This is a genomic window from Oleiharenicola sp. Vm1 (genome assembly GCF_047777955.1).
Taxonomy (GTDB): Bacteria; Verrucomicrobiota; Verrucomicrobiia; order Opitutales; family Opitutaceae; genus Didemnitutus.
The window spans coordinates 915,942-938,820 of sequence record NZ_CP180537.1 but is presented as its reverse complement, the minus strand read 5'-3'; the positions used below and the strand labels follow the sequence as shown (position 1 = coordinate 938,820).

The 22,879-nt window shown below is 70.7% G+C and carries 19 protein-coding genes; 15 read left to right on the top strand and 4 right to left on the bottom strand.

The window, feature by feature from the left end:
* Positions 1-6: 6 nt before the first annotated feature.
* The 4 genes from ACMYLB_RS05100 to ACMYLB_RS05085 all read right to left on the bottom strand — a co-directional run bounded on the left by ACMYLB_RS05100 (position 7) and on the right by ACMYLB_RS05085 (position 5,602).
* Positions 7-1,551: a DEAD/DEAH box helicase gene (locus ACMYLB_RS05100; RefSeq protein ID WP_415909876.1), complete on the bottom strand. Its 1,545-nt coding sequence runs from the start codon at positions 1,549-1,551 to the stop codon at positions 7-9.
* Between the two features lie 79 nt (positions 1,552-1,630).
* The gene (locus ACMYLB_RS05095; protein ID WP_415909875.1) at positions 1,631-2,059 is read right to left on the bottom strand and encodes a DUF3568 family protein; all 429 of its coding nucleotides are present in this window, start codon (positions 2,057-2,059) and stop codon (positions 1,631-1,633) included.
* A gap of 64 nt (positions 2,060-2,123) precedes the next feature.
* Positions 2,124-3,977, bottom strand: a complete 1,854-nt coding sequence (locus ACMYLB_RS05090; protein WP_415911038.1) for a PAS domain S-box protein — start codon at positions 3,975-3,977, stop codon at positions 2,124-2,126.
* A 461-nt stretch (positions 3,978-4,438) separates the two neighbouring features.
* Positions 4,439-5,602: an ABC transporter substrate-binding protein gene (locus ACMYLB_RS05085; protein WP_415909874.1), complete on the bottom strand. Its 1,164-nt coding sequence runs from the start codon at positions 5,600-5,602 to the stop codon at positions 4,439-4,441.
* Between the two features lie 144 nt (positions 5,603-5,746).
* Between ACMYLB_RS05085 and ACMYLB_RS05080 the strand changes: the two genes are divergently transcribed.
* The 15 genes from ACMYLB_RS05080 to ACMYLB_RS05010 all read left to right on the top strand — a co-directional run bounded on the left by ACMYLB_RS05080 (position 5,747) and on the right by ACMYLB_RS05010 (position 22,830).
* The gene (locus ACMYLB_RS05080) at positions 5,747-6,229 is read left to right on the top strand and encodes a GNAT family N-acetyltransferase (RefSeq protein WP_415909873.1); all 483 of its coding nucleotides are present in this window, start codon (positions 5,747-5,749) and stop codon (positions 6,227-6,229) included.
* Between the two features lie 135 nt (positions 6,230-6,364).
* The gene (locus tag ACMYLB_RS05075) at positions 6,365-7,156 is read left to right on the top strand and encodes a PhzF family phenazine biosynthesis protein (RefSeq protein WP_415909872.1); all 792 of its coding nucleotides are present in this window, start codon (positions 6,365-6,367) and stop codon (positions 7,154-7,156) included.
* Positions 7,157-7,233: 77 nt separating this feature from the next.
* Entirely contained in the window at positions 7,234-8,127 is an 894-nt protein-coding gene (locus ACMYLB_RS05070; RefSeq protein WP_415909871.1) for a DUF6268 family outer membrane beta-barrel protein, read from the top strand.
* Between the two features lie 271 nt (positions 8,128-8,398).
* The gene (locus tag ACMYLB_RS05065) at positions 8,399-8,887 is read left to right on the top strand and encodes a GntR family transcriptional regulator (protein ID WP_415909870.1); all 489 of its coding nucleotides are present in this window, start codon (positions 8,399-8,401) and stop codon (positions 8,885-8,887) included.
* Complete coding sequence (locus ACMYLB_RS05060) at positions 8,884-9,867, top strand: PLP-dependent aminotransferase family protein (RefSeq protein ID WP_415909869.1); 984 nt, start codon at positions 8,884-8,886, stop codon at positions 9,865-9,867. Before ACMYLB_RS05065 ends, ACMYLB_RS05060 begins: the two co-directional genes overlap by 4 nt.
* 70 nt (positions 9,868-9,937) lie before the next feature.
* Positions 9,938-10,267, top strand: coding sequence for a DHCW motif cupin fold protein (locus ACMYLB_RS05055; protein ID WP_415909868.1), 330 nt, complete (start codon positions 9,938-9,940; stop codon positions 10,265-10,267).
* Between the two features lie 68 nt (positions 10,268-10,335).
* Positions 10,336-10,938: a DJ-1/PfpI family protein gene (locus ACMYLB_RS05050; RefSeq protein ID WP_415909867.1), complete on the top strand. Its 603-nt coding sequence runs from the start codon at positions 10,336-10,338 to the stop codon at positions 10,936-10,938.
* 57 nt (positions 10,939-10,995) lie between these two features.
* Positions 10,996-11,988, top strand: coding sequence for an EamA family transporter (locus tag ACMYLB_RS05045; protein ID WP_415909866.1), 993 nt, complete (start codon positions 10,996-10,998; stop codon positions 11,986-11,988).
* Between the two features lie 95 nt (positions 11,989-12,083).
* Entirely contained in the window at positions 12,084-14,651 is a 2,568-nt protein-coding gene (locus tag ACMYLB_RS05040; RefSeq protein WP_415909865.1) for a hypothetical protein, read from the top strand.
* Positions 14,629-16,332, top strand: coding sequence for an efflux RND transporter periplasmic adaptor subunit (locus tag ACMYLB_RS05035; protein WP_415909864.1), 1,704 nt, complete (start codon positions 14,629-14,631; stop codon positions 16,330-16,332). Before ACMYLB_RS05040 ends, ACMYLB_RS05035 begins: the two co-directional genes overlap by 23 nt.
* Positions 16,333-16,390: 58 nt before the next feature.
* Positions 16,391-19,579, top strand: a complete 3,189-nt coding sequence (locus tag ACMYLB_RS05030; protein WP_415909863.1) for an efflux RND transporter permease subunit — start codon at positions 16,391-16,393, stop codon at positions 19,577-19,579.
* 7 nt (positions 19,580-19,586) lie between these two features.
* The gene (locus tag ACMYLB_RS05025; RefSeq protein WP_415909862.1) at positions 19,587-20,141 is read left to right on the top strand and encodes an RNA polymerase sigma factor; all 555 of its coding nucleotides are present in this window, start codon (positions 19,587-19,589) and stop codon (positions 20,139-20,141) included.
* Positions 20,142-20,322: 181 nt separating this feature from the next.
* Entirely contained in the window at positions 20,323-20,487 is a 165-nt protein-coding gene (locus tag ACMYLB_RS05020; protein ID WP_415909861.1) for a hypothetical protein, read from the top strand.
* Positions 20,484-20,747 carry a hypothetical protein gene (locus ACMYLB_RS05015; protein ID WP_415909860.1) on the top strand — a complete coding sequence of 88 codons (264 nt, stop codon included), beginning with the start codon at positions 20,484-20,486 and terminating at the stop codon, positions 20,745-20,747. Before ACMYLB_RS05020 ends, ACMYLB_RS05015 begins: the two co-directional genes overlap by 4 nt.
* A 1-nt stretch (position 20,748) precedes the next feature.
* Positions 20,749-22,830 (top strand): copper-translocating P-type ATPase, encoded by a 2,082-nt coding sequence (locus ACMYLB_RS05010; protein ID WP_415909859.1) that lies wholly within the window; start codon positions 20,749-20,751, stop codon positions 22,828-22,830.
* The last annotated feature ends 49 nt before the right edge of the window (positions 22,831-22,879 follow it).

The window sequence follows — 22,879 nt, the reverse complement described above, 5'->3', positions numbered from 1 at the left end:
GCCGCCTCAGCGGCGGCCGCCGCGCATCAGGCGGCTCTTCGGCTTCTCGGGCGCGGCCTGCGGCATGCCGCCGCCGTCGAAGATGCCCGAGTAGGTGTAGTTGAAGCCCTCGACCTTCTTCCACTCGATGCTCTGGCCGATGAAGCGCTCGATGCTGCGCGCGTCGCGCCAGGTCTCCTCGGTGACGAGCGTGAACGCGTCGCCGGTCTTCTGCGCGCGACCGGTGCGGCCGATACGGTGGACGTAGTCCTCGGGATTCTCCGGGACGTCGAAGTTGATCACGTGCGACACGTCGGCGATGTCGAGGCCGCGGGCCACGAGGTCGGTGGCGACGAGCACCTCGTATTTGCCGGACTTGAAGCCCTTCAGCGCGTCCATGCGCTCCTGCTGGGAGCGGTCGGCGTGCATGACGGCGCAGGTGTGGCCGGCGTGCTTGAGGCGGTTGGCGACGTAGTCGGCGCCGCTCTTGGTGCGCGAGAAGATGATCACGGAGTGATACTGCGTCTGCTCGAGCAGGTGCGCGAGCAGCTCGAACTTCTGCGCCTGCACCACGGGATAGAACGCGTGCGTGATCGTCTCGGCGGTGGAGCGCTCGCGGCTGACGGAGATCTTGAATGGATCGCGCAGCGCCCAGGCGGCGAGCTGCTCGATCTCGGGCGGCAGCGTGGCGGTGAAGAAGAGCGTCTGGCGGGCCTTCGGCACCTTGGCGACGATGCGCTTCACGTCGGGCAGGAAGCCCATGTCGAGCATGCGGTCGACCTCGTCGAGCACGAGCACGTCGACCTGGTCGAGGCGGACCTCGCCCTGCTCAAGGTAGTCCAGCAGGCGGCCGGGCGTGGCCGCGAGGACGTCGACGCCGCGCGCGAGGTCCTCGCGCTGCTTGCCGTAGCCGACGCCGCCGTAGACGACGGTCACGCGGAGGTCGGTGAACTTGGAGAAATTCTTGAAGGCCTCCTCGACCTGCACGGCGAGCTCGCGCGTGGGCTCGAGGATGAGGCAGCGCAGCGCGCCGCGGCGCTCGAGGCGGTGCAGGATCGGCAGCGCGAAGGCCGCGGTCTTGCCCGTGCCGGTCTGGGCGGAGCCGATGACGTCCTTGCCGGAGAGAATCTCCGGGATCGCCTGGGCCTGGATCGGGGTCGGGTTCTCGTAGCCCATCTGCTGCACGGCGTAGGCGAGGCGATCATTCAGGCCGAGCGCGCTGAACGCCGTTTCCATCTTCGGCACCTCGGGCAACGGCTTGGCCGGCTCCTCGTGGCGCGGAGCGCGAGGCGCGGGCGGCGTGCGCTCGGCGAACTCGGGGCGCTCGCCGCGACCGCCGCGACCGCCCCGGCCGGAGCGCTCGTGGCCGCGGCCGTGCGACTTGCCGCCGCCGTGGCTGTGGCCGTGGCCGTGGCCGCCCGGCGCGCCGCGCTCGGCGCGTTCGTGGCGTGGGCCGCCCTTGGCGGCCGGCTTCGCCGAGTGCGGACGAGGGGCGTGCGCGGGCTTGGACTCGGCGGACTTACCACCGGCCTTAAACGTGTCTTTGATCTTCGAGAGGAGCTTGCGGAGCATGAATCGGAGCTGGGCTTATCGCGGCCCGCCCCGACCATTGCAACCCCGCAGAAAAGGGCCCGGCGGGCGGGCTCCCGGCTCAAAGGCGGCTCTTGATCCGGTCCAGGACAGAGAGCGAGAGCTGCTGGTCGCCGATCAGGCCGACGCGGATGGTCAGCTTCGTGGTGCTGCCGCTCTTCTCCAGCGTGATGTCGATCTTCTTGTCCAGGGCGGTGCGGGCGATGATCTGCGCGTCGACGCCGCTCTTGCGCTCGCTGACCTTGGCGAACTGGAGATCGGTCACGGCCTGCTGCGCCGCGCGATACACCTGGTCGATGTCGCTGTTGAGGTTCGTCACCAGGGCGCCGCGCACCCAGGCGACCGCCCCGCCGGCGGCACCGGCCGCGACGACCGCGACGCAGCCGGACGTGAACGCCGCGGTGCCGGCGAGCGTCAGCGCCAGCAGCACGCGCGCGCGCAGGACGAGGGCGAGGAAGCGGGAGGAGCGGAGGGATTTCGTGGTGTTCATGGTCCCCACCGTGACAGATCCGCGGGCATTTTGCTCCGGCAAAAATTTCTAAAAACCGCCCCGCTCACACCGTCCGCCCGAGCACCTCGGCGATCACCTTGCGCAACTGGTCGAGGCCGTAGGGTTTGGGCAGGATGCCGCGGAACCCGTGACTGCGGTAGCTGCCGAGCACCGGATCGCGCGAATAGCCGCTCGAGACGATGGCGCACACCTCCGGGTCGAGCTTGAGCAGGTGTTCCATCGCCTCGCGGCCGCCCATGCCGCCGGGCACGGTGAGGTCCATCACCACGACGTCGAACCGGCGACCGCTCTCCAGGGCCGCGCGATAGGCCTCCACCGCCGCCGCGCCGTCCGCCGTGCAGACGACGTCGCTGCCGAGCCGGCGGAGGAACATCTGGGCCATCTCGCGGATCGGCTCCTCGTCGTCCATGAAGAGCAGCTTCACCGGCAGCGCCGCCGGCGGCTCGGGGACAGGCGGCTCGACCTTCTCGACGTGATCGGCCGCCGGCAGCCAAAGGTGGAACGTCGTGCCCTCGCCCAGCCGCGACTCGACCTCGATGTGGCCCTGGTGCTTGCGCGCGATCGAGTAGACGGTGGCGAGGCCGAGGCCGCTGCCCTGCTGCTTGGTGGTGAAATACGGATCGAAGATCTTGCCCAGGTGCTCCGGCGCGATGCCGGTGCCGGTGTCGCTCACGGAGATCTTCACGTAGTCGCCCGCCGGCAGGCTGCCGACGGTGCCGGCGAGGAGCGAGCAGTTGCCGGCCCGGATCGTGACCAGCCCGCCCTGCGGCATGGCCTGCACGGCGTTGATGACGAGATTCTGCACCACCTGGCCGATCTGGCCCTTGTCGGCGTTGGCCGGCCAGAGGTCGGGATCGAGGTCGAACTCGCAGCGCGACTTCGCGCCGTGCATGGCGAATTCGGCGGACTCCTGCAGCAGCTCGGGCAGCGCGACGGCGGCGCGCACGGGGTCGCCGCCCTTGGCGAAGGTCAGGAGCTGCTGGGTGAGGTCGCGCGCGCGCAGGGTGGCGCGCTTCGCATCGTGCAGCATGCGCCGGACGGAGCTGTCGTTCGCCGAGTCCATCTCGGCGAGGGTGACGTTGCCGAGCACGACGGTGAGGATGTTGTTGAAGTCATGCGCGATGCCGCCGGCGAGGATGCCGACCGCCTCGAGCTTCGAGGAGCGCATGAGCTCGTGCTCGAGCCGGCGGCGCGCGGTGATGTCCGTGACGAAGCCCTCGTAGTAGAGCAGCCGGCCGTCGGCGTCGCGCACCGCGCGCGAGGTCTCGGAGACCCAGAGAGTGTTGCCGTGGCGGTCGACGATGCGCGACTCGAAGTTCTCCACCTTGCCGTAGCGCTCGATCAGGTCGACGAACCGGCGGTGCTCCTCCTCGTGGGCGTAGGCGACGCCGGCGTGCTCCCGCTGGTTCCACGCCAGCATGTCCGCGGGATTGTCGAACCCGTAGAGGCGCGCCATCGCGGGATTGACCGAGATGAAGCGCCCCTCCGGCGTCGCGCGGTAGACGCCGCCGACGGCGTTCTCGAACAGCTCGCGGTAACGCGCCTCGCTGTCGCGCAGCGCGCGCTCGGTAGCGAGCTTCGCGGTGATGTCGAAGGGCAGCGACAGCACGCAGGCGCGGCCGTTGAAGACGAGCGAGTGCGTGAACACCTCGACGATGAGGATCGTGCCGTCCTTGCAGCGGTGGCGCCACAGCCCCGCCGCGTGCCCGCCGCTCGGGGCCGCCGGCCGCGCCTGGCGGAATTCATCCATGGCGCGCCGCAGGCGGGAGGACTCGTCCGGCGGGCGCAGGTCGAGCACGGTCATCCTGGTGAACTCCTGCCGCGTATAGCCGTAACGGGCCACCGCCGCCTCGTTCACCATCAAGATCTGCAGCGTCTCCGCGTCGAAGATATACATCGGGTTCGGCGTCGTCTCGAAGAGGCTGCGATAGCGCTCCTCGCTTTCGTGCAGCGCGCGCTGCGCCTGCTTCATCGCCGTGACGTCGGTGAACACCAGACGCACGCGCGTGTAATCGAGCCGGCCGTCGACCCGGTTCGCCGACCAGTTCACGAGCATGTGGACCTCGCCGGCAGGGGGCCGGTAGATCTTCTCCATCGTGAGGGTGTCGCGGCCCTCCCAGATCGCCAGCAGCTCCTGCGGCACCGCGGCCATCGCCTGCGGGGTCATGATCTCGCGGAAGCGCTGCTCGAGCTCCGCGCGGTCGCCGAAGCCCGCGGCCTGGAGAGCCATGCGATTGGCGGTGACGATGCGCTTCCCGCGGAGCAACTCCTCCACCAGTCCCGGATTCGCCGCCAGGTGCGTCCGGAGATCGGTCACACCCTCCCGGCGCAGCGCGTCGAGCCGGGCCGCCACCTCGGTCACGTCCTCCACCACGATCGGGGTCGGCGCCAGGTCGAAGATCTCGCGCTGGCGCTGCTCCGCCGCCTGCAGCTCCGCCGTGCGGCGCTCCACCACGCGCTGCAGGCGCCAGTTGGCCAGCAGCGCCAGCAGGGCCAGCAGCAGCACGCCGCCGCCGCCCCATAACACCCACGGGGGCAGCGCCAGGGCGCGCCGCCGGCCGGCGCGATGAACCCCTGCAGCCGCTTCAGGTCCTTGGCCATGCCGAGCTGGACGAAGGTCTCGGCCGCCCGCCGCCAGCGCTCCGGGTTCACGTGGCCGAGTTCGAGCAGGTCGGCGTTGATCTGCCGCGCGGTCTGGCGCGCCTCGTAGCGCAGCCGCTCGCGCGTGACCTTGGCCGGGCGCCCGGGGAAATGCGTGACGATGTAGTCGATCATCTCCTCCGGATGATCGAGGGCGTATTCCCAGCCGCGCAGCACGGCGCGGCGCATCGCCGCCACGCGCCCGGGATGCCGGGCCAGCTCCGTCTCGGTCGTGAACAGGCCGTCGCCGTAGAAATCCACCCCGTAGTCCGCCGGGCGGATCAAGCGCACCGCGACGCCCTTCTGCTGCATGTCGAAGGGCAGGTCGGTGATGAACACGGCCTGCGCGTCGGCCGCGCCGGTGAGGATCTCGTCGACATCCCACTTGTCCTCGACGCGCACGTAGGCGTCCGGCGGCAGCCCTTCGGCGGCGAACATCGCCGCGATCTCCGGGTAGCGGCCGCTCGAACCGGCGGCCAGCCGCTTGCCGCGCAGGTCCTCCGGCGCACGGATGTCCGAGTCGGCACGCACCATCAGCGCCAGCAGCGAGTGCTGGTAAACCGTCGTCACGAGCACGAGCGGCGCGCCGTTGAGCCGGTCGAGCAGATACGTCGCGGAGCCGATGCCGTATTCGGCGCGCCCCGCGGTCAGCTCGCTGTAGGGCCGGCGCGTGTAGCCGCCCTCGCGCAACTCGACCTCCAGTCCCTCGGCCGCGAAATAGCCCTTGGCCTGCGCGGCGTAGTAGCCGGCAAACTGGAACTGGTGCGTGTAAGGCAGCTGCAGCACCACCCGTTCGAGCTTGTCCGCGCCGCGGCCCGGCGACGCACAGACTGCGAACGCCGCGAGCGCCATCAGGACCGGCCGGAGAGAACGGATGACCATTCGCCGCAAGAGGTTTCAGCGTCGAAAACACTCCTCCGCGCCGGGCTTGTCGAGTCTATCTCCGCCCCGCCGGCCGCACGCGGGCCGCGGCCGCGTCGCCGCATTAGCATCGCCAAGCCCGCGGCCCGCGCCTTCGCTCGCCGCATGTCCTGCACGCTCCGCTCCGCCACCCGGGACGACGTCCCGACCATCCTCGCCTGCATCCGCGCGCTCGCCGACTACGAGCGCCTGACCCACGAATGCGTCGCCACCGAGGAGCAGCTCGCGCGCACGCTCTTCCCGGCCGACGGCGGCGCGCCGGCCGCGCATTGCGTGCTGGCCTACGTCGGCGACGCGCCCGCCGGGTTCGCGCTCTATTTCTTCAACTACTCGACCTTCCTCGCCCGCCCCGGTCTCTACCTCGAGGACCTGTTTGTCCGCCCGGAATTCCGCGGGCGCGGCGTCGGCAAGACCCTCCTCCTCCACCTCGCCCAGCTGGCCAACGCCCGCGGCTGCGGCCGCATGGAGTGGTCCGTCCTCGACTGGAACCAGCCCGCGATCGACTTCTACGAATCCCTCGGCGCCCGCCGCATGAAGGAATGGCAGATCTGCCGCCTGACCGGCGACGCGCTCTCACGCTACGCCTGAGGGATTCTCGATTTTCGGTTTCGTCCGCGCGCAGCTTCCAGCGCACCTCTCGCTGTGGCCCGCCCGCACAGCGCGTTTTCATTCGCGCTTCCACTCCATTCCCAATCGAAAATCGAGAATCCAAAATCGAAAATCATGAAGCTCTTCTGGGTCGACGCGTTCACCGACAAGATTTTCGCCGGCAACCCCGCGGGCGTCGTCCCGCTCGACGCCTGGCTGCCCGACGAGCGCATGCGGCTCATCGCCTTCGAGAACGGCCTGGCCGAGACCGCCTTCTTCGTCCGCACCGGCCCCGACCGCTTTCACCTGCGCTGGTTCACGCCCGCGGTCGAAGTCGACCTCTGCGGCCACGCCACCCTCGCGAGCGCGTTCGTCCTCTTCCACGAACTCGGCCAGCCCGGCACCCGCCTCACCTTCGACTCGCGCAGCGGCCCGCTGCACGTCACGCGCCGGCCCGGCGGCGAGCTCGAGCTCGATTTTCCCGCCCGCCCCGCCGCGCCGCTCGCCGCGCCGGCGCCCGCCATCCTCGCCAGCCTCAACGTCGCTCCGCGCGCGCTGCTCAAGGTGCCGACCCACGCCTACTACCTCGCCGTCTACGCCACCCAGGCCGAGGTCCTCGCGCTGCGCCCCGATTTCCCGCGCCTCGCCGCGCTCGGCGACGTCCGCGTCATCGCCACCGCGCCGGGCGACGACTGCGACTGCGCCTCGCGCTTCTTCGCCCCCGGCGCCGGCGTGCCGGAGGACCCCGTGACCGGCTCCGCCCACTGCACGATCACGCCCTACTGGGTGGAGCGGCTCGGGAAAAATCCGCTCCGCGCCCGGCAGGTCTCCGCCCGCGGCGGCGAGCTCCTCTGCACCCTCGAGGGCTCCCGCGTGCGTCTCGCCGGCCGCGCCGCGCTCTACCTGCGCGGCGAGATCGCCGGCTGAGTGGAATCCCGTCGCGCCGTTTCCAGCGGGCGATTTCCGATTTGCGGCTGGCGCGCGGCTCGCCACTCGTCCGTGCCATGAAATTCGCCCCGCTCTGCTTCGCCGCGCTCGCCGTTGCCGCCTCCGCCGTGGCCCAGCCCTCGGCCACGATGCGCCCCGACCTGCTCGCCTCGGTCGAGTTCAACACCGCCTATTCGTCGCGCGAGGACATCGCGCGCGGCCCGCAGACCCTGGGCTCGCTCGCGGTGAAAAGCTACGGCGTGAGCGTCTCCGGCCGCCACGCGTGGGACGAGAGCACCCTGCTCGTCTACGGCGTCGCCGTGCAGCAGTTCGACCTCGACCAGGAGGGGATTTCGACGCTGCCGCTGCCCGCGCATCTCGGGGAGTTCTCCCTCAACCTCGGCGCCCAGCGCCGGATCGACGCGCGCTGGAGCGCGGCGCTTTACCTGCGCCCCGGCTTCTACGGCGACTTCGAGGAGCAGCTCGGCCAGAGCTTCAACGTCCCCGCGCTGCTGCTCGCCAACTACGCCCCGAGCCGCGCGCTCGCCTGGAGCTTCGGCGTGAACGCCAATCCGTTCTCCGACCACCCCGTGCTGCCCATCGCCGGCGTCCGCTGGCAGTTCGCGCCGGCGTGGACCTTCAGCGTCGGCTTCCCGCGCAGCGGCTTCACCTGGCAGGCCACCGACCAACTCGCCCTGCGCGCCGGCGCCGGTTTCGCCGGCGGCAGCTTCCGCGTGTCGCGCAACGTCGGCTCGCCCGCCGTCGGCCGCGCGCGGATCGCGAACACCTACCTCGACTTTCGCGAAGTGCGCGTCGGCCTCGGCCTCGACTACGCGCTCGGCGGGCGCGTGACGCTCAGCGCCGACGTCGGCGCGGTCACCGACCGGAAGTTCGACTACTTCGACCAGGACTACCGCCTCGACGGCGACGCCGGCACCTTCGTCGCGCTCGCGCTCAAGGGCGCGTTCTGACGCCCGCGGCGCCGCTCCTAGCCGAAAGGCGAAGCCGCCGTTTTCGCTCCCGTGGCCGGGCGCACCGGCCCCCATCACCTCGCCCCCACCGCGGCGGCTCTCCTCGGGAGGCCGCCGTTTTCGTTGAATGATTTTCAACGGTGGTCTGAAAATCTGTCATGGTCACAGTGCTTGTCTGGCATAACTGTGCTGGTATCAATGGCACCGCGCTGCCGCTACTGTGCCGCGGGCATCTCCGCTACAGTGACGGCGCACTTTCGCCTCCCACGCCATGATCCAGACCGTCATTACCCCCAAGCCGCTTTCGCCCGCGAAAGCCGCCGCGCGCCCGCTCTACGCGGAGCTCGCCGACTCGCTCCAAAACCTCATCGAGCAGGGCACGCTGCGGCCAGGTCACCGCGTGCCGTCGGTCCGCATCATGTCGCGCCAGCGCGACGTCTCCATCGCGACCGTGCTGCAGGCCTACACGGTCCTCGAAAACCGCGGCTACCTCGAGGCGCGCCCGCAATCCGGCTACTACGTCCGCCCGCGCGCGCTCACCAGCGCGCCGGAGCCCCGCATGGCGCGGCCGATGAGCAAGCCCTCCTTCGTCGGCGTAAACGACCTCACCGCCGACGTCATGGAAGTCGCCCTCAACGCCGACTACGTGCCGTTCGGCAGCGCCTGCCCGCACCACTCGCTTTTCCCGACGAAGAAACTCGCGCGGATGCTCGGCTCCGTCGCGCGGCGCGACCCTCGCTCATCGGCCGCCCGGGCATGAACTGGGGCTACGAGCCGCTCACGCGCGAGATCGCCCGCCGCTACCTCCAGGCCGGCGTGCCGATCAGCCACGAGGAAATGGTCATCACCACCGGCGGCACCGAGGCGCTCAACCTCTGCCTCCGCGCCGTCACCAAGCCCGGCGACACCGTCGCGATCGAGACGCCCGCGTATTTCGGCTTCCTCGAGATCATCCAGGCGCTCGGCCTGCGCGCGCTCGAGATCCCCACGTGCTCGCGCCAGGGCATGTGCCTCGACTCGCTCAAGGAGGCGCTCGCGCAGAACGACATCAAGGTCGTGATGCTCATGCCGAATTTCCACAACCCGCTCGGCTCGCTCATGCCGGACGAGAAGAAGCAGCAGCTCTACGAACTCATCGCCGAGCACGACCTGCCGATCATCGAGGACGACATCTACGGCGACACGCATTTCGGCGACCTCCGCCCCAAGCCGCTCAAGGCCTGGGACCGCGACGGCCGCGTGATGCTCTGCTCGTCGTTCGGCAAGACGCTCGCGCCGGGCTTCCACGTCGGCTGGACCGCGCCGGGCCGCTACCTCGAGCGCATCCGCCGTCTGAAGTTCATCAACACCATGGGCACGCCGCGCATCCTCCAGAAGACGATCGCGGAGTTCCTGCGCGACGGCGGCTACGACCACCACCTCCGCTCGCTGCGCCGCGCGTATCGCGAGCACCTGCACTCGTTCCTGCAGGGCATGCAGCGCCACTTCCCCGACGGCACCCGCTACAGCCGCCCGCAGGGCGGCAACTACATCTGGGTCGAGTTCCCGGTGAAGGTCGACACGCTGCGCCTGCGCCGCGACGCATTGAAGCACAAGATCAACACCGCGCCCGGCTCGCTTTTCTCCGCTGTGAAGGACCGCTACCGCAACTGCCTCCGCATGAGCTGCAGCCAGCCGTGGTCCGACGAGATGGACGCCGCGCTGAAGACGCTCGGCGACCTCGTGAAGCAGCAGCTCTGAGCCACGCCACGAATCGCGCGCCCGCTTTTCGCCGTTCTTCCGGCGTGAAGCGGGCCCGTTTCTTTTCCCGATGCAAATCACCGACCTTCCCTTCGGCATCACCGACTGGTCCGCCGTCCCGGCCGAGCGCAAGCCCGGCCTCGCCGGCTGGGCCGAGTGGCGCGTGCGGCAGTTTGGAACCATCCGCGTGCGCCTGCTGACCTATTCGCCGGGCTACGTCTCGGACCACTGGTGCACCAAAGGCCACATCCTCTTCTGCGTTTCCGGTGAACTCAGCACGCAGCTCGAGGACGGCCGCGTGTTCGTGCTCAAACCGGGCATGAGCTACCAGGTCGCCGACAACGCCGAACCGCATCGTTCCTCCACCGCCGCCGGCGCCACCCTCTTCGTCGTCGACTGACCCGCTAGAACAGAACGCCTGCTCGCCGGCCCCGCCGGTCGTCCCCCATCCCTCGTCCCTCTCCGCCCATGCGCCGTTCCGTCGCCATCCTCGTGTTCGATGACGTCGAAGTCCTCGACTTCGCCGGGCCGTTCGAGGTGTTCTCCGTCACCGACGAGCTGGCGCAGGGCGCGCGCTTCCAAGTTTCCCTCGTCGCCGCGACGCCCGGCACCGTTCGCGCCCGCAACGGCCTGAAGATCGTGCCCAACCACACCCTCGAGTCCGTCCCGCCGCCACAGATCCTCGTCGTTCCCGGCGGCGCCGGCACCCGCGCGCTCCTCCGGAAGCCCGCGCTCGTCGAGTGGGTCCGCCGCGCGGCGAAACACGCCGAGATCACCGCCTCCGTCTGCACGGGCGCGCTCGTGCTCGCCCAGGCCGGCCTGCTCGACGGCCTCGACGTCACCACGCACGCGGAGAATCTCGCCGAACTCCGCACGCTGGCGCCGGCCGCCCGCGTGCACGGCGACCGCCGCTTCCACGACCACGGCCGCATCGCCACCGCCGCCGGCATCTCCGCCGGCATCGACCTCTCGCTCCACCTCGTCGCCCGCCTCCACGATCCCGCCACGGCCGAAGCCACCGCCCGCTACATGGAATACGCCTGGCGCGATGACGGCGGCGCCACGCGCTGACCGGCCCCGCCCCTCCTCCGCCTTCCCCGCTCTCTTCTCCGCTTTCCGTCCATCGCAATGTCCGCTTCCTCTCCCGCTCCCCGCGGCCGGCTCATCGCCGCCTTCGCCGCCGTCTACCTCGTCTGGGGCTCCACCTACCTCGCCATCCGCGTGGCGGTGGAGACGATCCCGCCGTTCTTCATGGCGGCGACGCGCTTCGCCGTCTCCGGCGCGCTGCTCTACGGGTTCCTCTGGTTCACGCGGCGCATCCGCCCGACGGCGAAGCAGTGGCGCGACAACGCCATCGTCGGCCTCTTCCTCATGCTCGGCGGCAACGGCCTCGTCTGCTGGGCCGAGCAATCCGTCCCCTCCGGCATCGCCACGCTGCTCGTGTCCGCCGGCCCCTTCGCCGTCGTGCTGCTCGACTGGGCCATCCACGCCGCCGATCCGGAGAAGAAACGCGGCACGCGTCCCACCCTGCCGATCTGGATCGGCCTGGCGCTCGGCTTCCTCGGCCTCGCGCTGCTGGTCGGCCCCGACGTCGCGCACGGCACCGGCGGCCTGACGCTGCTCAACGTCGGCGCGCTCCTCGCCGCCACCTGGCTCTGGAGCGCCGGCTCGCTCTACGGCCGCTACGCGTCGGAGCCGGCCGAGCCGTTCACCGCCTCGGCCATCCAGATGGTCACCGGCAGCGGCTGGCTCTTCCTCGCCAGCCTGCTCGCCGGCGAGCCGTTCCGCCTGCACGTCTCGGAATTCACGCCGCACGCCCTCGGCGCCTGGGCCTACCTCACGCTCGTCGGCTCGCTGGTGGGCTTCACCGCCTTCGTCTGGCTGATGAAGCACAGCACGCCGGCCAAGGTCTACACCTACACCTACGTGAACCCGATCGTCGCCGTCTTCCTCGGCTGGCTGATCCTGCACGAGAAGGTCGACTCGCGCACCTTCCTCGCCGCGGCGGTCATCATCGCCGGCGTCGCCACGATCACCATCGCCAAGGCCAAGAAGCCCGCCGCGCCCGCCGCCGGCGCGACGACGCTGCCGGCCGGCTCCGCCACCGCGCGCAGCCGCTGAGTCCATCGGGCCGGCGCCCGGAGTGCGCCGAATAAGAGGTTGTGGGCACCAGCGCCGGGGGTAGCGTGACGCCCGCGTGGGCCAGCGCACCCCCGATGAAGCCACCCGCTACCCCTGCTGTTGCCGCGCGCACCGAGCCTGGCTCGGAGCCGCGTTTCCCCGGCCGCGTTTATCCGACCGCCCTTGCCCAGGCCGAGGCCGACCTCATCGCCGCGCGCCGCCGCGCACTCGCGGGCCACTCGCCGGGGCCCGCGCCCGAAGCGCCCCGCCGCGCCGATAACGGCCTGCCCGCCGACGCCGTGGGCTTCGCGCTCTCCGGCGGCGGCATCCGCAGCGCCACCTTCTGCCTCGGCGTCTTCCAGGCGCTCGCCCGCAAGCAGCTCCTCGGGCAGATCGACTTTCTCTCCACCGTCTCGGGCGGCGGCTACTTCGGCAGCTTCTACGGCGCGTGGCTGAACCGCGGCCGCGGCGCGCCCGCCGCCGCGCGCTCGCTGACCGCCCGGTTGATGTTCTGGCGGAAGTTCGCGCCCGCCGAAAAGACCGGCTCCGACCACTTCGCCGCGGTGCAGAGCCAGCTCGCGCAGCCGGGCTCGGGACCGGTCGAGTGGCTGCGCCAGAACGGCCGCTACCTCACGCCCAACGGCCTGCGCGACGCCACGCTCGCGGTCGCCGGCGTCATCCGCAACTGGTGCGCGCTGCACTTCGTGCTCACCGCGCTGCTGCTGGCCGCGCTGATGACCGCGATCTACGTGGGCGCGTGGCTGCCCGCCATCCCCACCGTCAACCGCGACTTCTGCGGCATCCCCGCCACCTGGGGCCTCTGCTGGAGTCCGCTCTTCTGGATCGCCCTCGCCCCGGCCCTGGTCGGCCTCCTCAGCGGCGTGGCCTACTGGTGGCCGTGGCTCGAGGCCGACGACCGGAACTTCCTCAACCGCGTGCTCGCCGCGTGCCTCACCGTGCTCGTGATCGTGCTCGGCCTCGCCGCCCTCGACTCCCTCGGCTGCACGCTCTGGACGAATCGCGGCGGGATCAAAAACGCCTTCTGCCGCTGGTCCTGGGAACTCGGCGGCACCGGCGCCGTGGCGCTGCTGCTGGTCCGGCGCCTGGTCGCCTGGATTCGCCAACTCGCCGCCCGGGACGACGACTTCAGCCTGCCGCTCGACTGGGCCCTGCGCATCGGCGCCGGCCTGCTCGCGCTCGTCTGGCTCGCCGCGCTCGACGTCGGCGCCCATGCCCTGGCCGAACGGATGCCCTGGAGCTACCTCGGCTTGTTCGCGCTGGTGCTGCTCGGCGCCTGGCACTTCGGCTTCGTGAACCTCTCGTCGCAGGCGGGCTTCTACGGCAGCCGGCTCACCCGCGCCTACGTCGGCGCCTCCAATCCCCGCCGCACCGGCAAGTTCTCCGTCACCGAGCTCATCCCGGGCGACGTCGTGGCCTACGGCGACTACGACCCCTCCGACGTCGGCGGCCCGCTCCACCTCATCAACGTCACCGTCAACGAGACGATCGACGGCCGGACACAGACCGAGCAGGAGGACCGCCAGGGCCTCAACCTCGCGCTCGGCCCCGCCGGCCTTTCGATCGCGGTGCGCCACCACGCCCTCTGGTGCGACTGGCAGGGCCGGCGCCGCGGCGGCGTGCAGCCGATCGTGCCCCCGGCCGAGTCCGCGGGCCGGACGGGCTTCCACGTCCTCGCCCCCGCGCCCGCGCAGCCTGCCGTCCACCCCGTCGAGCAGCTCCACCTTGGCCAATGGATCGGCGTTTCCGGCGCCGCCTTCACCACCGGCCTCGGCGCCCGCACCAACCCCGCCCTCAGCTTCCTCTGCGGCTTCTTCAACATCCGCCTCGGCTGGTGGTGGGACAGCGGCGTCAGCCCGTTCGCGCGCGAGTCCGGCTTCCTGGCCAAGCTCGGCGGCGCCCTCGCCCGCCCGTTCGTCACCGCCCTGCCCGTGCAGGCGCACCTGGTCGACGAGTTCCGCGCCCGCTTCTTCGGCACCGCCCGCCGGCGCTGGTATCTCTCCGACGGCGGCCACTTCGAGAACACCGCCGCCTACGAGCTCATCCGCCGCCGCGTGCCGTTCATCGTCATCTGCGACGACGGCTGCGACCCGCAGCGCCAGATGGAGGACTTCGGCAACCTCGTGCGGAAGGCCCGGCTCGACTTCGACGCCGAGATCGAAGCCTACCGGAAGGAGGAGATTCCCGCCGGCCTCGCCCGGATCATCGGCAGCCGCGACGACCTCTCGGCCGACCCGAAAACGCCGTCGCTGCCCGGCAAGCCCGCGCTCCTCGCCCGCGTGCGCTACGTCGACGGCCGCTCGCCCGACTCGATCCTCCTTCTGGTCAAGCCGACCGTCACCGGACGCGAGCCCGCGGACGTGCTGAACTACCACGTGCAGAACACCGCCTTCCCCCAGGAGACGACCCTCGACCAGTTCTTCGACGAGGCGCAGTGGGAGAGCTACCGTCGCCTCGGCGAATTCCTCGCCGACGAGATCTTCGGCTCCCACCCACCCAGCCAGCCGCTCGCGGAGCGCTTCCGCCCGCGCTCGCTGGACGGAGAGCCCCTCCCCTCTGACCCTCCCCGATCCGGCCAGCCGCGCCCCGGCGGACCGCAAAGACTTCGAGGGCTGACGGCGTTTGCGGCGTATCACCCGCCGTGAACGCCCGCCTCGCCTCCTTTTCGCCTCGCTCGCCCTCCTTGTCAGCCTCGCCGGCTGCGGCAAACCGTCCGCCTCCGCCGGGCACGACGGCCACGACCACACCGCGACCGCGGGCACGACCTACCAGTGCCCGATGCACCCGTGGATCAAGTCGGACCGGCCCGACGCCAAGTGCACCATCTGCGGCATGGCGCTCGTCGCCGCGAGCTCCGCCAACGCCTCCGCCTCGGCGGCGGTCGACCCCAATCTCGTCACGCTCACGCCCGCGCAGGCCGCCGTCGTCGGCGTGCAGACCTCGCCCGTCCGCCGCGGCACGCTCGTGCGGACGCTGCGCGTCACCGGCGCGATCGACGACGACGACACGCGTCACCGCATCCTCGCCGCCCGCGTGCCCGGCCGCGTCGAGAAGCTGTTCGTGAACTTCGTCGGCGCCGAGGTGCAGGAGGGCGCCCAGCTCGCCACCATCTACTCGCCCGACATGCTCACCGCGCAGCGCGAGTTCCTCGAGCGCCTCAAGGCCGGCAACATCGCCTTCACCGCCGCCGAGCGCGCCGCCGCCCGGGAAAAGCTCCTCGCCCTCGGCCTCACCGAGGAGGAAATCACCATTCTCGAAAACACCCGGCAGGCCACCGCCATGGTCACGATGCGCGCCCCGATGTCCGGCACCGTCGTCGCCCGCGGCGCCTACGAGGGCAAATACGTCGAGGCCAAGGACGAGATCTTCCAGATCGGCGACTTCTCGCGCATGTGGTTTGTCTTCGACGCCGCCGAGCCCGACCTCGCCTGGCTGCGCGTCGGTCAGTCGGTCGAAGTCGTCGTCCCCTCGCTGCCGGGCAAGGTCCTCACCGCCCCGATCGCGTTCATCGACCCGAACCTCAACGAGACCACCCGCACGGCCAAGGTCCGCGTCGTCCTCGACAACCCCGACCGCCTCCTGCGCCACCGCCAGACCGCCTACGCCAGCGTCGTGGCCGAGTCGCTCGACGCGCTGCTCGTCCCTCGCACCGCCGTGCTGCAGCACAGCGGCCGCGCCGTCGTCTTCGTCGACCGCGGCAACCACACCTACGCCGCCCGGGAAATCGCGCTCGGCCGCACCGGCGACACCGACGCCGAGGTCGTTTCCGGCCTCAAGGAAGGCGACCAGGTCGTCACCGAGGGTGCGCTCGTCCTCGACGGCCAGGCCCAGCTCGCCCACGCGGCCGTCGGCGCCGGGGCGCACGACCACGGCGCCGCCGCGCCGCAGAAGATCTCCGTCGAGGTTCCGAAACCCGACGCGGCCGCCTACGCGGCCCTGAAGACGCTCGCCTTCGCCGCCGCCGACGCCGCCGACCTGCTCGCCTCCGACAATCTCGCGGGTTATCAGAAGCAGCTCCCCGCGCTCCGCGATGCGCTCACGGCCTACGTCGCCGCGTTTCCCAGCGCCGCCGGCACGCCGCTCGCGAAGCTGAAGCTCGCCGACGGCCCCGACCTCGACGCCGTCCGCCGCGCCTTCGAGCCGTTCAGCACCGAGCTCGCCGACCTCGTGAAGGCGCAGCACCTGCACCACCAGGAAGGCCTGACGATCTACCAGTGCCCGATGGCGCCCGTCCTCGGCACCGGCCGCTGGCTCTCCAAGGGCAAGACGCTCCGCAACCCGTTCTTCGGCTCCGCCATGCTCGAGTGCGGCGAGGAGATCGAGTGACCCTCGTGGCCCACTAACCTAACCCCATTCGCGCCGTCACCGCCTCCGCTCTCCTCCGATGATCAACGCCATCATCCGCTGGTCGCTCGCCAACCGCTTCATCGTCCTCGCCGGCTTCCTGGCCCTCTGCGCGTGGGGCGTGGTCGCGCTGCAGCGCGTGCCGATCGACGCCATCCCCGACCTCTCCGAGAACCAGGTCATCGTCTACGCCGACTGGCCCGGCCGCTCGCCGCAGGAGGTCGAGGACCAGATCACCTACCCGCTCAGCACCTCGCTGCAGGGCCTGGCCGGCGTGAAGAGCGTGCGCGCCACGTCGATGTTCGGCTTCTCGTTCCTCACCGTCATCTTCGAGGACAAGGTCGACACCTACTTCGCACGCACGCGCGTGCTCGAGCGCCTCAATTCCCTCGGCGACCTGTTGCCCTCCGGCGTCGTCGCACGCCTCGGCCCCGACGCCACCGGCCTGGGCTGGATCTACCAATATTACCTGAAAGACGACTCCGGCACGCAGGACCTCGGCTCGCTGCGCACGCTGCAGGACACGTTTCTCCGCTACCAGCTCACCGCCGTGCCCGGCGTCGCGGAGGTCGCCAGCCTCGGCGGTTTCGTCCGCCAGTGGCAGGTCGAAGTCTCGTCGCTGAAGCTCCGCCAATACGACGTCATGCTCGGCGAGGTCATGGACGCCGTCGCCGCCGCCAACCTCAACGTCGGCGGCAAGACCCTCGAGGAAAACGGCGCCGAGTATATCGTGCGCGGCGTCGGCCTCGTGAAGAGCGCCGCCGACCTCGAGACGATCGCGCTCAAGCCCCGCAACGGCACGCCGCTCTACCTGCGTGACGTCGCGACCGTCCGGCTCGGTGGCGATTTCCGCCGCGGCGCGCTCGACGTGAACGGCCGCGAGGTCGTCGGCGGCATCGTCGTCATGCGCTACGGCGAGAACGCCTACCAGGTCATCGCCGACGTGAAGGCCCGCCTCGCGTCACTCGCCGCCGGTCTGCCCAAGGGTGTCACCGTGCAGCCGTTCTACGACCGCAGCGACCTGATCTCGCGCGCGATCGACACGCTGAAGCACGCGCTGGTCGAGGAAATCATCCTCGTGACGCTCGCGCACATCCTCTTCCTGTTTCACTTCCGCAGCATCCTGATCGTCACGCTGCCGCTGCCGGCCTCGATCCTGATCTCGTTCATCCTGATGGATCGCTTCGGCATCCCGTCGCACATCATGTCGCTCACCGGCATCGCGATCTCGATCGGCGTGCTGGTCGACGCCGGCATCGTGATGACGGAAAACGTCATTCGCCACTGCGAGCGCGCCGAGGAGGAGATCAAGCGCCGCCTGACCGGGCCGGAGGTGTTCAAGCTCACGCTCGAGGCCGCCACGCAGGTCGGCCGACCGATGTTCTTCTCGATGCTGATCATCATCCTGGCGTTCGTGCCGGTGTTCCTGCTCAGCGGCCAGGAGGGCAAGCTCTTCCACCCGCTCGCCTACACCAAGAGCTTCGCGCTCATCGGTGCCGTGCTCCTCGCCATCACCGCCGTGCCGGTGTTCTGCACGCTGCTCGTTCGCGGGCCGTTCAAGCCCGAGCACGAGAACTGGCTGATGAAGTCACTGCTCAAGATCTACGACCCGGTGCTCGACTGGGCGCTCAGTCACCGCAAGAGCGTCCTCGGCGCCGCCTTCGCCCTGCTCGCCGCGTGCCTCGTCGTCGCCTTCGGCCTGCCGCGCGCCGTCAACGCCCGCCTGCCCGCCGCGATCGCGAAGCACACCGGGGGTTTCGGCAGCGAGTTCATGCCCACGCTCGAGGAAGGCTCGCTGCTCTTCATGCCCGTGCTGCTGCCCGCGACGTCGCTCACCGAGGTGAAACGCATCATGGCCTGGCAGGACAAAGTGATGAGCGAGCATCCCGCCGTCGCCTCCGTCGCCGGCAAACTCGGCCGCTCCGAAACCGCGACCGATCCCGCCCCCGTCGAGATGATCGAGACCACGATCATGCTGAAGCCGCCGTCCGAGTGGCCCGCGGGCACGACCAAGCAGAGCATCATCGCCGATCTCTCGGCGAAGCTCATGAACGTCCCCGGCTACGTGCCCGGCTTCCTCCAGCCGATCGAGAACCGCATCCTGATGACGAGCACCGGCATTCGCGCGCAGGTCGGCGTAAAGATCTTCGGCGACAACCTCGACGCGCTCCAGCAAAAGGCCTTTGAGGTCGAACGCGTCATCAATCGCATCCAGGGCGCCACCGGCGTCGCGCCGTCGCGCGTGCAGGGCAAGCCCTACCTCGAGATCGCCGTCCGGCGCCCCGACCTCGCCCGCTACGGGCTCAGCGTGAAACAGGTCTACGAATACGTCGAAGCCGGCCTCGGCGGCGCCACCGTCGCCACCACGCTGGAGGGCCGCGAGCGTCGCCCCATTCAGGTGCGCCTCGACGACGACGACCGCAGCGACATCGACAAACTCGGCGAGCTCAGCTTCCCCACGCCCTCCGGCGCGGTCGTGCAGCTCCGCCAGGTCGCCGACGTGAAACGCGTCGTCGGCCCGAACGAGATCCAGAGCGAGAACGGCCGCCTCCGCGTCTTCGTCCAGGCCAACGTCGGCGACCGCGACCTCGGCGGCTTCGTCAACGAGATCAAGGAGCGCATCGAGAAGGAAGTAACGCTCGATCCCGGCATGACCGTCGAATACTCCGGCCAATACGAGCACCAGCTCCGCGCCCGCCAGACACTGCTCTACGTCTTCCCCGCGGTGATCCTGATCATCTTCGCCCTGCTGGTGATGACCTTCCGCTCGGTCGCCGAGGCCGCGCACGTGATCCTCGCCGTGCCGTTTGCCCTCACCGGCGGCGTGCTGCTGCAGGCGTTCCTGGGCTTCAATTTCTCCGTCGCGGTTTGGGTCGGCTACATCGCGCTCTTCGGCACCGCCATCCAGACCGGCGTCGTGATGGTCGTCTACCTCGAGGAGGCCCTGGAAAAGAAGCGCCGCGAAACCGGCCGCGACCTCACCCGCGACGACCTGCTCGCCGCCGTGAAGGAGGGCGCGCGCCTCCGCCTCCGCCCCAAGGTCATGACCGTCGCCACCACCGTCGCCTCGCTCCTGCCGATCTTCTGGAGCACGCGCACCGGCGTGGAAATCATGCAGCCGCTGGCCGCACCCGTCGTCGGCGGCATGATCTCGTCGCTCGTGCACATCCTCGTCGTCACGCCCGTCATCTTTGCGTGGTTGCGCGAACGCGACTTGCGGACATCCTGACCGCACCATGCCGAGCGACGCCACGCAACTCGCCCGCGCGCTCCACGCGCACCGCGACGCCTTCAAGGCGTTCCTCGCCGCGCGCGTCGGCAGTGCGGCCGAGGCGGAGGACCTCCTGCAGAACGGCCTCGCCAAGGCGGTGCAACGCGCCGGCGACGTGCGCGACGACGAGAAGATCGTCGCCTGGTTTTATCAGCTCCTGCGCCACAGCCTCGTCGACCACTACCGCGCCAAGGGCGCCGCGCGCCGCCGCGACGACGCGCTCGGCACCCTGATCGCCGCCCTCGGCGACGACACGGCGCCCGCCGCGGTGCTCGAAAAGCAGCTCTGCACCTGCCTCGGCGGCGTGGTGGACACGCTCAAGCCGCTCCACGCCGAACTGCTGCGGCGCGTCGACCTCGACGGCGAGTCCGTGCAGGACGCCGCGCGCACGCTCAAGATCTCCGCCAACAACGCCAGCGTCACGCTCCACCGCGCCCGCAAGGAGCTGCGGACGCGTCTCGCGTCCTTCTGCGGCGACTGCGCCGACGGCGCCTGCCTCGACTGCGACTGCGCCGACTAGCGCCGATCGCACCCGCCCTGCAAGGCGGGCCTCCCGACCCCGCGGCGAACGTCTTCCTCGCGTTCGCGCGTGTCTTGGCGGCACTCGGAAACCCCGCCCCGCCGGCGCACGCCACGAGGATGCATTTCGCGCTGTAAGATTCCGCCGCGAGCTCCGTCTCCGGGATGAAACCACTCATCCCATGCCGAAGAGCATCGCCCGATCCCGTCCCTCCCGCCCCGCCGCCTGCGGCTGCCGACGCTGCACCTGCGTCAACACCCCGCGCTGCCGCTGCCACGTCTTCAACGCCCTGGTCGCGCTCGCGCTCTGGGACCTCCGCCGCGCCACCCGCGCCGTCGCCCCATGAGCCCCGCCCTCCTCGAAGCCGACCTGCTGGAGCGCCGCCGCCGTTCCGCCTGGCGCCGCCTCGCGCGCCCCGACGAGCCCGCCCCGGCGGCGACCCCGCTCGCGACCACCGAGCCCTACACGCTCGGCTACCCGCGCCACTCCCTGCTCCTGCGCGCGCTGCTGCCCATCGCGCTGGCCTTCCTCCTTTTCCTTGCCTACGGTCCGGCGCGTTCGCGTTCCGCCGCTCCGCGCACGGCCGAACTCGAACTGATCCGCTGACATGTCCTCTCCCTCTCACTGCGCCACGCCGGAATCTTCCGGCCACTCTCACTCCCACTCGCATGGTCACGCGTCCGCGCCGACGGACGCGCTGCCGCCGCCCGACCAGCCCGTGCACATGGGCCTGCCGCACGAGCGCTACCTGCGCCCCAAGTTCTACCTCGCCGCCGCGCTCACCCTGCCGGTGCTGGTCCTCGCGATGTGGCCGATGTTCTCCCACAACCTCTACGACCACCTCACCATGCTGCAGTCGGCGTGGATCCAGCTCGCGCTGACGACGCCGGTCTTCTTCTGGTGCGGCTGGCCGTTCATCCGGCGCTGGGCGAAATCCCTCCGCGAGCGCGACCCCAACATGTTCACGCTCACCGTCACCGGCACGGGCGCGGCGTATTTCTTCAGCGTCGCCGTGGTCCTGTTCTGGGACCACCTGCCGGCGCAGCTCTTCTCGCACCACGGCGCCTCGCTCTACTTCGAAGGCACCGCCTTCATCACCACCGTCGTGCTGCTCGGCCAGATCCTCGAGCAGCGCGCCCACGCCCGGACCGACGCCGCCATCCGCGCGCTCATGGACCTCGCGCCCAAGATCGCGCATCGCGTCGCCGCCGACGGCACCGAGAGCGACGTGCCCGTGGAGTCCGTGCAGCCGGGCGACCTGCTCCGCGTCCGCCCCGGCGAAAACCTCCCGGTCGACGGCGTGCTGACCGCCGGCGCCGCGGAGATCAACGAGTCCATGCTCACCGGCGAACCGCTGCCGGTCACCAAGCGCACCGGCGAGAAGGTCAGCGCCGGCACCCTCAACACCACCGGCTCCTTCGTCTACCGCGCCGAACGCGTCGGCGCCGACACGCTGCTGGCGCAGATCGTGAAGCTCGTCGAGGCCGCCACCGAGAGCGAGCCGCCGATCGCCGCCCTCGCCGACCGCGTGTCCGCGTGGTTCTTCCCGGTCGTGGTGACGATCGCCGTCACTTCCTTCTTCGCCTGGGGCCTGCTCGCCGGCGAGCGCGGCTGGCTGCTCGGCCTGATCAACGCCGTGTCGGTGTTCATCATCGCCTGCCCCTGCGCGCTCGGCCTCGCCACTCCGGTCTCGATCGTCACCGGCATCGGCCGCGGCGCGCAGGCCGGCGTGCTGGTCAAGGATGCCGCCGCCCTCGAGGCGCTGGCCGGTGCGCGCACCCTCCTCATCGACAAGACCGGCACGCTCACCGCCGGCCAGCCCGAGGTGGTCGCGGTGCAGCCCGCCGCCGGCTTCGGCGCGGACGAGCTGCTCGCGCTCGCGGCCGCCGCCGAGGCGCCGAGCGAGCATCCGCTGGCCCGCGCCCTCGTGCGCGCCGCGCAAAACCGCGGGCTCGCGGCCGTCCCCGCGGAAGACTTCCGCGCCGAGGCCGGCCTCGGGGTCTTCGCCACAGTCAACGGCCGGCGCATCCACGCCGGACGCGCCGCCGCCGCCACCACCCTCGCCTCGCATCCGGCCGCGACGCTGGTCGCGGTCACCGTGGACGACCGGCCGGCCGGCGTCATCGCCCTGGCCGACCAGGTGAAGGCCACGACGCCCGCCGCGGTGGCCGAGCTGCAGCGGCTCGGCTTGCGCGTGTTCATGGTCACCGGCGACCGCACGCCCGCCGCCGCCGCGCTCGCCCGCGAGCTGCGCCTCGACGGCTTCCACGCCGAGGTCACGCCCGCACGCAAGCAGGAGCTCGTGCGCGAGCACCAGGCACGCGGCGAGCGGGTCGTGTTCGCCGGCGACGGCCTCAACGACGCACCCGCGCTCGCCGCCGCCGACGTCGGCATCGCCATGGGCACCGGCACCGACGTCGCCATGCACAGCGCCGGCCTCGTCCTCGTGAAGGGCGACCTCCAGGCGCTCGTGCGCGCCGTGCACCTCAGCCGCGCCACGCTGCGCAACATCCGGCAGAACCTCTTCTGGGCGTTCTTCTACAACGGCCTCGGCCTGCCCGTCGCCGCCGGCGCGCTTTTCCCGCTCTTCGGCTGGCTGATGAACCCGATGTTCGCCGGCGTGGCCATGAGCCTCAGCTCGATCACCGTCGTGTCGAACGCCCTGCGCCTGCGCCACGCCCGGCTCTGACCGCGCCGCGCCCCGCGCCGCTCCACGCGGCGCTTGCGCGCGCGGCGAT

What these genes read in the sequence shown, in the direction of transcription:
- ACMYLB_RS05075 (WP_415909872.1), top strand. Translation starts at nt 6,365, where the DNA reads ATGAAGCTCTTCTGGGTCGACGCGTTCACCGACAAGATTTTCGCCGGC.
- ACMYLB_RS05040 (WP_415909865.1), top strand. Translation starts at nt 12,084, where the DNA reads ATGAAGCCACCCGCTACCCCTGCTGTTGCCGCGCGCACCGAGCCTGGC.
- ACMYLB_RS05085 (WP_415909874.1), bottom strand. Translation starts at nt 5,602, where the DNA reads ATGGTCATCCGTTCTCTCCGGCCGGTCCTGATGGCGCTCGCGGCGTTC.
- ACMYLB_RS05070 (WP_415909871.1), top strand. Translation starts at nt 7,234, where the DNA reads ATGAAATTCGCCCCGCTCTGCTTCGCCGCGCTCGCCGTTGCCGCCTCC.
- ACMYLB_RS05065 (WP_415909870.1), top strand. Translation starts at nt 8,399, where the DNA reads ATGATCCAGACCGTCATTACCCCCAAGCCGCTTTCGCCCGCGAAAGCC.
- ACMYLB_RS05020 (WP_415909861.1), top strand. Translation starts at nt 20,323, where the DNA reads ATGCCGAAGAGCATCGCCCGATCCCGTCCCTCCCGCCCCGCCGCCTGC.
- ACMYLB_RS05090 (WP_415911038.1), bottom strand. Translation starts at nt 3,977, where the DNA reads ATGTATATCTTCGACGCGGAGACGCTGCAGATCTTGATGGTGAACGAG.
- ACMYLB_RS05060 (WP_415909869.1), top strand. Translation starts at nt 8,884, where the DNA reads ATGAACTGGGGCTACGAGCCGCTCACGCGCGAGATCGCCCGCCGCTAC.
- ACMYLB_RS05050 (WP_415909867.1), top strand. Translation starts at nt 10,336, where the DNA reads ATGCGCCGTTCCGTCGCCATCCTCGTGTTCGATGACGTCGAAGTCCTC.
- ACMYLB_RS05045 (WP_415909866.1), top strand. Translation starts at nt 10,996, where the DNA reads ATGTCCGCTTCCTCTCCCGCTCCCCGCGGCCGGCTCATCGCCGCCTTC.
- ACMYLB_RS05010 (WP_415909859.1), top strand. Translation starts at nt 20,749, where the DNA reads ATGTCCTCTCCCTCTCACTGCGCCACGCCGGAATCTTCCGGCCACTCT.
- ACMYLB_RS05100 (WP_415909876.1), bottom strand. Translation starts at nt 1,551, where the DNA reads ATGCTCCGCAAGCTCCTCTCGAAGATCAAAGACACGTTTAAGGCCGGT.
- ACMYLB_RS05095 (WP_415909875.1), bottom strand. Translation starts at nt 2,059, where the DNA reads ATGAACACCACGAAATCCCTCCGCTCCTCCCGCTTCCTCGCCCTCGTC.
- ACMYLB_RS05055 (WP_415909868.1), top strand. Translation starts at nt 9,938, where the DNA reads ATGCAAATCACCGACCTTCCCTTCGGCATCACCGACTGGTCCGCCGTC.
- ACMYLB_RS05025 (WP_415909862.1), top strand. Translation starts at nt 19,587, where the DNA reads ATGCCGAGCGACGCCACGCAACTCGCCCGCGCGCTCCACGCGCACCGC.
- ACMYLB_RS05015 (WP_415909860.1), top strand. Translation starts at nt 20,484, where the DNA reads ATGAGCCCCGCCCTCCTCGAAGCCGACCTGCTGGAGCGCCGCCGCCGT.
- ACMYLB_RS05030 (WP_415909863.1), top strand. Translation starts at nt 16,391, where the DNA reads ATGATCAACGCCATCATCCGCTGGTCGCTCGCCAACCGCTTCATCGTC.
- ACMYLB_RS05080 (WP_415909873.1), top strand. Translation starts at nt 5,747, where the DNA reads ATGTCCTGCACGCTCCGCTCCGCCACCCGGGACGACGTCCCGACCATC.